Origin of the sequence: Alteromonas sp. 07-89-2 (assembly GCF_013113925.1) — a bacterium.
In the GTDB taxonomy this organism is placed as follows: Bacteria; Pseudomonadota; Gammaproteobacteria; order Enterobacterales; family Alteromonadaceae; genus Alteromonas; species Alteromonas macleodii.
In genome coordinates, this window is the sequence record NZ_VTYM01000036.1 from 18,466 (window position 1) to 31,494 (window position 13,029).

General features: G+C 44.8%; 10 protein-coding genes. 5 read left to right on the plus strand and 5 right to left on the minus strand.

Going from position 1 to position 13,029, the window contains the following annotated elements; genetic code table 11:
• Positions 1-24: 24 nt before the first annotated feature.
• Positions 25-456, plus strand: a complete 432-nt coding sequence (gene flgN, locus F0261_RS18195; RefSeq protein ID WP_014978561.1) for a flagellar export chaperone FlgN — start codon at positions 25-27, stop codon at positions 454-456.
• A 145-nt stretch (positions 457-601) separates the two neighbouring features.
• Here flgN and F0261_RS18200 read toward each other — a convergent pair whose 3' ends face one another.
• Positions 602-1,087, minus strand: coding sequence for an LPP20 family lipoprotein (locus tag F0261_RS18200; protein ID WP_014948587.1), 486 nt, complete (start codon positions 1,085-1,087; stop codon positions 602-604).
• Positions 1,088-1,362: 275 nt separating this feature from the next.
• Between F0261_RS18200 and F0261_RS18205 the strand changes: the two genes are divergently transcribed.
• The 3 genes from F0261_RS18205 (at position 1,363) to F0261_RS18215 (ending at position 5,320) form a co-directional block, all read left to right on the plus strand.
• Complete coding sequence (locus F0261_RS18205) at positions 1,363-2,544, plus strand: flagellar assembly protein T N-terminal domain-containing protein (RefSeq protein WP_171338604.1); 1,182 nt, start codon at positions 1,363-1,365, stop codon at positions 2,542-2,544.
• Positions 2,545-2,698: 154 nt separating this feature from the next.
• Positions 2,699-3,379, plus strand: a complete 681-nt coding sequence (locus F0261_RS18210) for a transglutaminase-like cysteine peptidase (RefSeq protein ID WP_171338605.1) — start codon at positions 2,699-2,701, stop codon at positions 3,377-3,379.
• Positions 3,380-3,385: 6 nt separating this feature from the next.
• Complete coding sequence (locus F0261_RS18215; protein ID WP_171338606.1) at positions 3,386-5,320, plus strand: LapD/MoxY N-terminal periplasmic domain-containing protein; 1,935 nt, start codon at positions 3,386-3,388, stop codon at positions 5,318-5,320.
• Here the strand turns inward: F0261_RS18215 and F0261_RS18220 are convergent.
• The 4 genes from F0261_RS18220 to F0261_RS18235 form a co-directional block, all read right to left on the minus strand.
• Positions 5,295-5,891, minus strand: coding sequence for a response regulator transcription factor (locus F0261_RS18220; protein WP_171338607.1), 597 nt, complete (start codon positions 5,889-5,891; stop codon positions 5,295-5,297). The genes F0261_RS18215 and F0261_RS18220 overlap by 26 nt on opposite strands.
• Positions 5,892-7,259, minus strand: coding sequence for an HlyD family type I secretion periplasmic adaptor subunit (locus F0261_RS18225; RefSeq protein WP_101563664.1), 1,368 nt, complete (start codon positions 7,257-7,259; stop codon positions 5,892-5,894).
• The gene (locus F0261_RS18230; RefSeq protein WP_171338610.1) at positions 7,256-9,355 is read right to left on the minus strand and encodes a type I secretion system permease/ATPase; all 2,100 of its coding nucleotides are present in this window, start codon (positions 9,353-9,355) and stop codon (positions 7,256-7,258) included. Before F0261_RS18230 ends, F0261_RS18225 begins: the two co-directional genes overlap by 4 nt.
• 76 nt (positions 9,356-9,431) lie before the next feature.
• Positions 9,432-11,378, minus strand: a complete 1,947-nt coding sequence (locus tag F0261_RS18235) for a TolC family outer membrane protein (RefSeq protein ID WP_171338608.1) — start codon at positions 11,376-11,378, stop codon at positions 9,432-9,434.
• A 247-nt stretch (positions 11,379-11,625) separates the two neighbouring features.
• On the opposite strand from F0261_RS18235, the gene F0261_RS18240 reads away from it, so the two are divergent.
• Positions 11,626-13,029, plus strand: a 1,404-nt coding sequence (locus F0261_RS18240) for a retention module-containing protein (protein ID WP_171338609.1), incomplete at its 3' end; no start/stop codon positions are given.

Sequence of the window (13,029 nt, forward strand, 5' to 3'; positions counted from 1 at the left end):
GTAACTAATAAGAAGAGAGCTAACGTGACTGAACAAGCAAGCCAATTGACACAAGCACTAATAAAGCAAGTGGAGCAACTGTCTTCACTTGCCGTATTGCTTGAAAAAGAATTGCAACTTATCAGTTCGCGAGACGCAGAATCTTTAATGAACTTATTAGACGAAAAGACAGCACTGTTAACGTCTATTCAGGCTCTCGATGGAAGCATTGAGCGCACAATTAGCGATCAAGGCTCAATGTCAGAAGAAGATGAAGCATTAATGACTAATGCAAAGAAACTTCTGGACGATTGCAAATACCGCACGCAGGTCAATCAAAAAGCCGTAGAGCAAGGACAGCTACGCCTCACACACTTACGTAATTTGATGATGGAAGTTCGTGCCAAAGAATCGCTCACCTATGATAAAAAAGGAAAGCCGAAAGGCGGGACTTTAGGGTCGGGAGTGAGCGCCTAATTTTTTGCGATTTTAGTAAACCCCACTCAGCGAGCTTTAACCATTAAGCCTTAACCGGTAAAAGTAAATTATATCTCTGTGAATTTGCGCATGTTCTAAGACTTCACGATACAGCCACTTGCGCAAACTCCCCTTTCGCTAACTTTTAATAATACTTAACATCCTTTACTCGGCGCGGTTTTGCGGTCGACAGATATATATCGTAAACCTGCTGCATATCTAAAGCGAGTTCGGTGACGTATGTATCTTCACCTACCGGATAGGCTTTTACGACTTCAGCGCCTCTAATGACCCCCTCTACAGATGCTCGCAATGTTTCGCTATCTATAACCAAGTGAGACAGAGACTGATTGCCTTCAATTTTTTGACCATAAACTTGTTCAGTTAGCTCTCGGTATGCATCTAATTTTGACGCTTTCATCGCCATTATAAGCTTCATGCTGTCGCTTTCGCCATGCTGAGAAGAAATTGGCGCATAGCCTACCGCCTTGAGCACGGGATAGCTTTCTGGTTCTATTGTTTCCCACTCAACGTGTTTATCAATAATGCCGCATCCACCAGTGCTTATTGCTAAACCAAGAAAGCAAGACAGCAGCAGCGATTTTGATTTATGTATTTTTTTCAAGCACATAGTTTCATTTCCAAATTGCATTATTAATAAAATCAAATGTGTAGTTACGCTGCTCTCGTCGGTGGCAGCCTTGTAACTACGAGATACCGCCATACTCGCGGTAGCAGATTTTGACGTATTTAAACTGACGCTTTTTACAAACCTTTTGCAAGATATGCGCCCGATTGATTTAATGGCGACGAAACCACATCAACTGGCACTCTTTTCGCATACTTCGCTTTATAAACTGGGCGCTTTGCATAGCGCAGTTAGACAAAAACCTCCAGAGGTGTGCGGTGCGACATATTAGCAAAACAACGCTGGTAACTATTTTAAATGCTGTCGTGGCGGTAATTTGCCTGTTTGCATTTTTCGTTGGGCAAGCAAATGCCGTGTGGTACGAGGCTACAGGACAGGCTGTGGTGCGAAATGGTGATAAGGAAACTGCCAGACATGCGGCTACCCAAGAGGCACTTAAGCAAGCCATGCTTTTTGCAGGCGCATCAGTTCATAGTGTCGCCAAGCTCACAAATGGTCTTCTTAAAAATGAAGAGATGACCATTCGCTCTACCGGCGAAGTTGAACAACTGGAACTAGTTGATGAAGTTTATAGCGGCGATGTGATTACGGTAAGTATTCGCGCTGACATTTTTCCAAGAGGAAAAGTGTGTGCCGCACAAAATGACCAAAAACATTTCGCTACTACACATTTCAGGGTACGTAACAGAGCGCAGCTAACACAGGGTAATATTCCCAATTTCGATGCTTCATTCACCCAGCAGTTAGCGCAGGCCATGCGAAATAAAACTGAAAACCTAGATATTATCTATATCGCGCCACATACTGCAAAATTTGACAGTCGATATACTGAAGAAAATGTACGCACGCTTTCAGCGCAAAGTAATACTCAATTTGTGCTGGTGGGCATGATAGATGATTTAAGCGTGACACGGGAAGAGGCTTCGGTTTTTACACCGTGGCGTGAGGGTACTTCTCGACGCTCCTTTGCTATGACCATTCAAGTCTATGACGGCATCAATGGAGGCCTGTTGTTGACTAAGTCTTATCATAATCAAGGAGAATGGACATTCGACAGATTCGAAGATGTTGATGAGTTTTCGACAAAATTTTGGCAGTCGCTTTATGGGCAAACTGTCAACGCGACAATAGCAGAAGCGATTGAAGACATAAAAGAAGCCACTGCATGCCAGCCAATGACAGGTAGAGTGATTAATGTTGCCGGCGATAAAATTTCTGTATCTTTAGGCAGAGACAATGGCATTTCTGAAAAAGATGAACTATACCTTTATCAAGCTAAAGAGATTGTCGATAACCGTGGCCGTAAATACTTACAGTACTCGCTATATCCTGGCAAATTTGTAGTGAGTAGTGCCTACGGTAATTCGTCTCTAGTAGTAAACGAAGGTGCAGGAATTATCGCAAACATTCAAGAACACGATTTTGTAGTAAAAAAATAGTCTTTCTCGATTTCCACTTTAGCGTTCGAAATCATGGTTGGTTTATCAACACAGCCATGTTATACCTATAACTACGTATAGCAAATTATACTTAAACTTTAGGTGAAGAAGGTTACTCTCGCCTATACTTTAGTATAACTAAAATAATGAAGTTATGACCCTTTCTCTATTTGCGTCGCACTGCTTAGCATTAGTGGCCCTGCTACTGGCTGGACAGCAAATGAAGGATCAGTATGTAATCGAGTTTCCAAAGCTTGAACAGGAAGTAAAAAATAAATTTGGAGCTGATAAAGCATCACACGTTGCAGCGCTAGAAGTTGCCCTACACGCTCTTGAAAGTAAGGGTGTCAAAGATCAATTGCTTGGTGTAAACGCTTTCTTTGATGAGCATATTCAGTATGCTACTGACGATATTGTGTTTAAAGAAAAAGACTACTGGGCAACCCCTTCTGAACTTTTTGGTCATTCTCGCGGAGATTGTGAGGATTATGCCATTGCAAAATACGTAGCTCTGCTACACTTAGGTATCGATAGTTCTAAACTTCGCCTAATTTATGTAAAAGCGAAGATTGGTAGAAGTCGAGTAACACAAGCACATATGGTTTTAGGATACTATGACTCCCCTTCATCGGATCCCCTTGTGCTAGACAGCTTAGTGTCTAATGTATTACCCGGCTCACAGCGCACAGACTTGATACCTGTTTTTAGTTTTAACGACTCAGGTATTTGGCAACCAGGCAAAACGTCACAGGTTTCTACGTCTACCAGTAGACTATCTAGGTGGCGTGACGTTATTGAGCGCATGAAGCAAGAGGGGATTAGCAGAAGGTCCTAGGAGTCTATGTCAATAACAAGAGAATTGTGGCTCGCCATTGTAGCCGTTGTCCTTGTTGCAATTGCTGGTAGCGTGACAATTCATGGAATTACTACAAAACAATACGTAGAAGAACAGCTTTACTCAAAAAACTTAGATAACGCCAGTATGATGGCGTTAACGCTAAGTGGATTAGAAAAAGACCCCGTATCTTTAGACCTTTTCATCATGTCCCAATTCGATATAGGACATTACGCAACAATTGTACTTCAAAAAGCGGACGGCGAAATTGTGTCTGCCCACACCCACGAAGTGCAATTAGATGAAGACACGCCCAGATGGTTTGCAGACAATTTCTCACCGAATGTCAATCCAGGTATTGCTCAGGTTAGCGAGGGGTGGGGTCAGTACGGTACGATATATGTTGAAACCGACACCAGCTTCGCCGTCGCATCTATGTGGCGCGCTACTCAACGGCTCATTTTTGGCTTGTCCCTTGTAGGTATCTTCTCAGGAATAATAGGCGCGTGGGCACTTCGTTTTATTATTCGACCTCTGGATGGCGTTGTTAATCAAGCCGAGTCTTTTGGTGAAATGAAATTTGTTCAACTGCCCGAACCTCGTACACTAGAACTCAAACGTGTGGTTCGCGCGATGAACTTCTTAGCGAGAACGTCCAAGAAGATAATGGAGGAGGAGAATACCCGCCTTGATCTCATGCGCTATAAAACCCAATTCGACGACGAATCTGGTGTCGCCAACAGGGACTATTTTATATCGATTTTAAAAGGCCAACTTGCCTTTCGCGATACAGAAGGCGTCAACTGCGTCTTTTTTGTGAGATTTACTGAGGACGAAGGTTTCTTGCGCTCCCCGGCTAATATACGTAAAAATCGTATTCGCGACTTCGTTGAAGAAATTAATGATTGCCTTTCTATGCATCATCACCTTTTCACCGACAGTCGAATTGCTAGAATGCAAAAAAATGAATTTGCTATTCTCCTCACCGAAACCCACGATGCCGTTACTATATCTGAAGCATTACACGGTGCGTGTTTAAGTGCATTTAGCCGCGATGGCGACCCTCAAGTCTTTCAGTCGGTTGTGAAATTACGACCGGATGACAGCTTTTCAAACGCACTTATGCGCGCTGATGCAATGATAGATGAAGCCGAAGCGGATGTAATGGACGAACCGTTTGTTGAGGCCCCGCTAAGAGAATTCATTTCACTTGTTGAAGAGAAGCGATGGGAGCAAGAGCTCAAACGTGCTATCGATGAGCGCGATGTAGAAACATTTAATTTCCCAGTGCTCGATATAGACAGAAATTTGGTTCATTACCAAAGCTGGGCTGGGGTGAACATAGACGGCGAGCTTAGAAAGAGCGGCTTCTATACCCACTGGGCACGTTACTTAGGTTTGTTGCCACAGTTAGAACTGACAACCATTATTCACCTTATTGATTACATTAACCGTTCTGGCACAGAATCAAAGTTTGCTTTTCTTTGCTCTGAACAGTTCATGCTAGACTCTGAAACCCTTGCACAGCTTTATTATCAAATAGGTACCAACTCAAAAGCAGCTAAACAGCTGTGCTTCGAAGTAAGGGAATCTACAGCAACGCGTTTCCCTGACGAATTTAGCGACTTTTGCACTACGCTTAAAGCTAAAGAATGCGAAATAGGCCTTAAACGCGTAGGCGAATCGTTCTCGCAACTGTTAGATGTGCAAGAGATGGGGCTAGACTATGTGAAAATTGATTCCGCATTTATGGCCGACATAGATTTCAACCCAGCTAATCACGCTTTCCTTCGAGGCTTCTGCTCACTGGCGCATACTTTCGGTATTAAAGTATACGCCGACGGCGTTAAACGCTCTGACCATCAAGCGCTCTTTATAGAGCTTGGTATTGACGGCGTTGTATCACACATGGAAGTTATAGAGCATCTTTCAGATGACTAAATTCACCAAGTCGGAGTAATAGACTGATTCGGTCCTTTGCCTCAAATTTGTGTAAGAGCGTACCCACATATTCTTTAACGGTACGCTCGGTAATACCGTGCTCTCTTGCAATTTCTTTATTGCTTAACCCATCTAAAATGCCGCTCAATACGTCCTTTTCGCGTTTCGTTAAGCCACTTAAAGCAGGTAACACTCGTTTAGACTGCAAATTGACCGCCACATTAGATGTTGTCACTAAAAGCAACTCATTAGGTAACCACATGCCTCCGGCTTCTATCACCCTCGCTACCGAAGATAAAAGAGACTGGGTTCCTAATGCGTGACAATACGCCCTAGCGCCTAGCATCAGCGCTTTTTGCATCTCTAAACGGTCATATTTGTAGGTCAGTAATACCACTTGCGTTACTTTTTGCTTGGCTTCAATTAGCTGTTGCCGCCAGTTCTCATCGCTTGCCAATATCCATATACAATCAGTTTGATCACATGTTAATTGATCAACCCGACTATAGCTGGTCCACGAATACTGGGTTAGCGCCCCTTGCAAATCTTTCTCGGCAATGAAATGTCTCATTTAACGTTCCCGCAGCGCAGAGGCTGTAACATTGAACAGAGGGGATAAGATATAGTTAAGGACAGTTTTCTTTCCCGTCAATATGTCTACCTGTACGATCATTCCAGGTAAAATATCTAACGCTTCATCAGCAATGCTTTTCTTCGTTTCGAGCCTGACTAAATAGTAGGTTTCATCTTTCTCGTTGGTAATGGCGTCAGCACTGATATGTTGGACTTCAGCAGACATACCGCCATAAATAGTAAAGTCGTAAGCACTGAACTTTAAGATGGCCTGCTGCCCTTCTCGAATAAACGCAATATCTTTAGGCGAGACCTTTGCTTCAACAATAAGTTGATCATCTTGAGGAACGAGTTCCACTACCGCGCTGCCTGGTGTAATAACCCCACCAATGGTGTTAATGAGCAAGCGCTGCACCGTACCATTGATTGGCGATCTCAGCGCTGCTTGTGATACCACATCTTCTAAACTGGTTTGAGACTGCTGCAATGTCGCCATTTCGGCGGTGGCTTCGGTCAATTCTTGGTTCCATCGATTAACCAGTTTAAGACGCGCTTCTTCCTTCTTTATAATTTCTTCTTCGATGGCGTTTAAGCCACGCTCAATCGCTACCTTGGACTTGGTGATGTTTCCTTCTAGCTCTACTATCTGACGTTCCAATCGAAGGATTTCAATCTCCGACACAGCACCTGATGCAAGTAATGGCTTGGTCACAGAGAGCTCTTTCTTTGAGAGGGACAAAACGTTTTGATACTGGGAAAGATTCGCTCGCTCTTCTTCCACGTCTTGACGGCGTTGCATAATACGAGAATCCGATCCTGCTGCAACTTCATCAAGCTCAGCCAAGTTGGAATTGTAGAGCTTGCGTTCGTTATCAACGATCGTTGGAGCCTGTTCGCGAAGCTCTCGATTAAACCGCAACACGTCACCTTGGGTAAGCGCAGATAAGCGCTGCACTTTCGCCGCCAGCGCCGCAAACTGGGTTGTGTTTTCTTCAAGGCTTGACAAAAAGCGGGTAGGATCAACCTTTAATAACACTTGTCCAGCTTCAACCGTTTGCCCTTCTCGTACTAATATATCCTGTACAATTCCTCCGTCGTAGGATTGGAGGACCTGTAGTTGCTGTGACGGTATGACTTTACCATCGCCTTTGGCAACTTCATCAATCTCTGCAAAATACGACCACACCACCAAAAGAAATAAAACTAGTGATACCAAATACAAAAGCCCTCGGGCTTTCACCGGCGTTTGCATTATACGTGACCACTCGGCTTCCAATACCCAGTCCTGACCTGGAGGTGGCGCTAGCCAACCTCGCATTAATCGCTGCAACCAGTCTTTTTTCTCACCACCACTGTTTAAAATCATGGCGCCCTCTTAAGTATTTGACTTGGCTGTTTAAACTGTACAAGTACATCTTCCTTCTTACCGTCAGCAATAACTTTTCCGTTCTCGACAACAATCACGCGCTCAACAAGATCAAGCAACGTAGTACGATGAGTATTGATGATGAGTGTTTTGCCGGATGTCGCTGCTTTTATGGTTTCCTTCATCTGCGCTTCGTTTGTTGAGTCCATGGCTGAGGTGGGCTCATCCATGATATATATCGCAGGGTTTCGCACTATGGCTCTAGCCATCGCTACTGCTTGTCGCTGACCTCCTGAGAGTAAACTTCCGCGCTCCCCAACGTTTTGCTCCACGCCGTTAGCATTACCATTAACAAGTTTCGCCAAACCACACTGAGTCAGTACTTCCCAAAAGTCACTTTCATCGATATGTAAATCTTCAGACATAATATTGTCTTTCAATGAACCGTAGAAAAGGCTGACGTCTTGTGGCACGTAACCTATCTGTTTGCGAAGTAGTGTCGGGTCGTATTGCTGAAGGTCTATACCATCCATGAGCAACTGACCCGATTCAGGGCGGTAAAAGGCCATAAGCAGTTTGTTCAGGGTTGATTTTCCGCATCCGTTTTTGCCCAAAATTGCTACGTGCTCACCTTGTTTAATTGAGAAGTTTACGTCTTTGAGTGCAAGTACGGTTTCATCCGGATATTTAAAGCAAAGCTGGCTTGCATCAATATTCCCCTTAAGCACAATATTACTTTTTATCTGCTTATTACTGCCTGACTCACTCGGTAAAGACATAATGTCGTCAAGGGCATTCTTCGCCGTCTCAGCGTGATGGTATTGCGCCAATAAAGCCGCAGCCTGGGAGACCGGACCCATGGCTCGGCTAGACAATAGGTAGGCAGCAATCAATCCACCTTGGGTGATTACACCTTCAATGATCAGATAAACACCAGTTAAAATGATTACAACGCCGACTGACTGCTGAACCCAAAGTGCAGCATTATTTACCGACATCGAAACCAAACGCAGCTTGGCGTTAACTTTGGCAAGAAATATCGTCTGTTTTTCCCACGCACTTTGGTTTCGGCTCTGGTAGCCAAAAGCCTTAATGTCCTCTAAAGAAGTCACGCTTTCGGTAACGAGGGAGCTTTTTCGAGCGCTAATCTCCATCGACTCTTCTGAAAGAGAACGCATTACGCGCTGTGCTTTCATGGCGTATAGGAAAAGCGCGGTGGCGCCAATAAGAATAGGAATGATCAAATAAAAATCGATCATGGCTATAATAACGACAAACAGGAGCCCGAATGGCAAATCAACCAATGCCACCAGCGTTACAGAACCAAAAAACTGCCGAATACTCTCAAAAGATTGCAAGCTGTTTATAAAGGAACCGCTTTTTGCTGGTCTACTGGCCAAATTTATAGACAGTACTTTTTCCATAATTTTTGCAGAAAGCGTGACATCTAGCCGACTTGCCGCCAGCTCTACAAAATACTGCCGAAGCATGCGTAACAGGAAATCTGCCGCGAGAACTAAAAGCACGCCGATGGCCAGCGCCCACAAGGTTTCCAGTGCCGCATTTGGCACCACCCTGTCGTATACATTCATTACAAAAAGAGGCAGGGCAATGGAAAGCAGGCTAATAAAAACAGAGGCTATTAGTACATCCCTATACAGCCCTTTTGCAGATTTGATAGATGACCACAACCAGTGCCCTACTGATGATTTGTCAATTTGAGCATTGGTCTCATGCGCGTGCATCTCGGGTCGAGCAAATATTATGTACCCAGTATAACTGGCAGCAAGTTCATCTCTGGGCACTTCAACCACGGCGTCATCTAGTTCTGGATACGAAACTCTTGCATGGGTAGGCTCTAAGCCATGTAGTACACAGGCTTGCTTTTCATTTAAGACTAATACAGCGGGCAAAAGCGCAGTATTAATGTGGTCTAAATCGCGCTTAACCGTTCTGCAGGCGAGTCCCGCCCGTTTAGCTGCACGCTCAAATCCTGTGGGCGATAATTCGCCGCTATCTAAGGGAAGCCCACTGAGCAGGCTGACTCGAGATACATCCAAATGGTGCGCATGACAGATCGTAATCAAACAATCCATCAATACGCCTCCTTGCTGTTCTAAATAGGATATGTCGTCTACGACCTTCTTTTCCTTCATATAGGCCTACACATTGCTATTCGTTAGAAGGAAGCTGGATAATAGCCGCTTCTATTCTGCGATTACGGGCGTTCGCCGCGTCTGATTCTTCATCAACCAACGGACGACTCTCTCCGTAACCAACCGCAGTAATTCTTCTAGCTTCTATGTTCGCTTTATTCATAAGCAGCGAGGCAACCGCCTTAGCTCTGCGTTCAGACAATCGCTGATTGTAGGCTGCATCCCCATCTAGAGAGGCGTGACCGTGAATAATCACCCCTGAATTTGGGTCATTGTTTAAGGCTTCGATGACGTCCTGAAGCGAGTTCTCGTATTCAGGTAAAACCTCGGTAGAATTAGACGCAAATTCGATATTGACGTTGAATGAATTGATTATCTTCGCATTATCTAACGTAAAATCTGCAGCACTTGGTTCTGGCACCATCTCAGGCTCTTTGGCTTCACAACCAAAGTCATCGACCATGGCACCTGGTGTAGAATCGACGCAATCGTCCCACAAATCCACAATGCCGTCGCCATCTGTGTCGCGTTTGAGTATATTCAACTCATCTTCAAAGTTGGTGCGAACGGCTGGGCAGACGTAGTTGGGGTCGTAGCTGATTTTTTCTTCAGCTTTGTCTAGTACATCAGGCACGCCATCTTTTGTAATTCCTAACGTTTGTGCCAAGCTACCCGAAGCCGCAAGCAGTCTTACACGCGCCTTTTCTAAGGTGTATTGTGCTTCTAAATATGCGCGACTAGACTCGTAATATTCGTTTTCGGAATCGAGCAAATCCAATAGAGAACGTTCACCAATGGTAAACTGATCCATGTATGCAGACTTTACTCTGTCTGAAGACAGGCGGTGGGCATTCAGAGAGGGTAGCTGCTCAGTAATATTGATAATATCATTATAAGCAATTTGTACCGTTTGTCTCATATCGATACAGGCTTTATCCCGCAAGTCTTTTGCTAAATCTACCTGTGATAATGCTTGTCGAATCGCTGCGCGGTCCGAACCACCGTTATACAAGTTATAAGAAAAGTTAACGCCAACGCTCGCCTCGGTAATGGTATTATTTAATGCAGCTTGATCTCGAGTTTGCGCACCATAACTTGCGGTCAGGTTTACCTGAGGGTGGTAAAGACTTCTTGCGCTATCAACCGCATAACGTCGTGCATCTATATTGTAAATAGCAGCGTTGAACTGAGGATTGGTGCCGTATGCACTGGTCAGCAACGATTGAATATCTGTTACGTTTGCATCAACGAACGCAGAATTTATCGTTACTGATTGAAGATTTTGAGCAGGTTTTTCGCCCACTAATCGCAAAAAGCGTGCAGTTACATCGTGTAAGTTAGATAGCTCAGTCAAAACATTAGACTCGGCTAGAGATAGACGACCACTGATTTGTTCTAAGTCAGCTCTGCGACCGACACCTGCCTCAACACTCTCTTCAATTTGTTTGAATACATCTACGTGAGTAATCAAATTTTCTTCAGCGAGCTTTAGAAGCTCCCGGAACAACTGCACGTCCATATAAGCTAGAGATGTATCTAGAGACTTCTGCTCTATTTCGCCCATTAGTTCGAAAAAGCGTACCACTTGTGCTTGCTTAAAACGCTTAACCTCACTGCTAGTTAAGAATCCATCATATAGCATTTGGGTTAACGTAATTTGCCCAGTATGCCCCATGTATTCGCGATCTAACCCATAGTTTCTATCGGTATAAGCACTAGAGGCCAACACATCGACCTGAGGGCGAAAGCCGCCACGAGCAATATCGACGTCTGACATTGCTACTTGAAGTTGTCGCCAGCTGGCTTGCACTTCTGGGTTTTCGTTTACTACCTTGCGTACATAGTCTTCCAACCTGACAGACGAGTTACCAACAACATTACTTTGAGCAATAGCAGCATGAGCTAGCGCAGCGCTAGTTGCCCCAATAACAACTCTAGTAAGCACTGATTTCATGAACTTCATATATACGTCTCACTATATAAAAACGAGGCGACATTTCTGTCGTTTCATACTTCTAAAAAGTAGACGCTGTGTGTATTTCTGCAAACTCAACTCACGATTATTAGACTAAAAATTAATAAATTAGGGGTAACTACCTAGGTTTTATACCAAAGGATATGTGCCACCCGTACTACGGTCCGGTAACGAGATAAAAAAGCCCTGCTACGCTTTTTGTATAGCGAGAAAATTTATCGATTGAGAGTGAATTATGGCTGAAGTAATCATTGCAGAAGTAAACGGCGAGGCTTCTTTAATTCGCGGAGAAACCGGTGAGCAGGTCAATGTTAGTGTTGGTATGGCGGTGGCCGAAGGCGACGTATTGAATATATCACCTAATGGGTATGTTACCGTCAGCGTAGATGGAGAACTGCGCACACTTCCAGCAGGACAAAGCATTACTTTCCCGCTGCAATTAGATTTCACCGAAAGCAACTCCGACGATGAATTTGCCGTTTTTGACGAGAGTGTGGATGAGCTAACAGCATTACTTGACGGTGTTGACGGCGTTGATGGTAACAACCAAGAAGGTGACGCTGACTTTCTTGATGTGCTTGCAGGTGATGGAGACATTTTAGAATCGTTAGAAGCAACCGCGGCGGGTCTAGATGGCGGTGCTGGTACTGACGGCGGTAGTAATTTTGTGCGCGTTGATCGCATAAATGAAGAAGTCGATCCAGTGGGTTTCCAGTTCGATCAAAGTGCAAATGGCAACGACGATGTTACGCCAGTTGAGTTTTCTGGAACAGGCGAGCAAGCACAAGACATTTCACTTACCCTAGATGCGATTGGCTTAACAAGCGACACCACGCCAACACTATCGGGCATTACTTCAGCAATTCCAGGCAGTACAGTTACACTAACCGTTACCGATAGTGAGGGAAACACTCAGGTTGTTACCGCCATAGTACAAGACGACGGTACGTTCAGTGTAGACGTACCAAATGCACTGGCTGATGGTGAGTTCACTGTAGATGCTACCGTGTTAGAACCTACAGGTAATACTGCAGATAGTTCTACCACTGGTGAAATTGACGCTACCGCTCCAACCATTACTATTAATGCGCCGGGTTCTGATAACGACACTACGCCTACCCTTTCAGGTACAACCGATGCCACTCCTGGCAGCACAGTTACGCTAACCATTACCGACAGTGCAGGCAATACTCAAACCGTGACTGCCATTGTGCAAGCGGACGGCACCTATAGCGTTGATGTGCCCGCTGAATTGGCCGAAGGCGAATTTACCGTTAACGCCAGTGTTACCGATGAAGCAGGCAATACAGCAACTGCTGATACCACAGGGGAAATTGATACCACCGCTCCAACCATTACCATTAATGCGCCCGGTTCTGATAACGACACCACACCTACCCTTTCAGGTACCACTGACGCCACTCCGGGAAGCACGGTTACATTAACCATTACCGATAGCGCAGGCATTACTCAAACCGTGACAGCTATCGTACAGGCAGACGGCACATACACTGCAGACGTACCGGCTGAACTAACTGAAGGTGAATTTACGGTTAACGCCAGCGTGACGGATGAAGCGGGTAATACGGCAACCACAGACACCACGGGCGTGATTGATACCACTGCGCCGTCGATCACT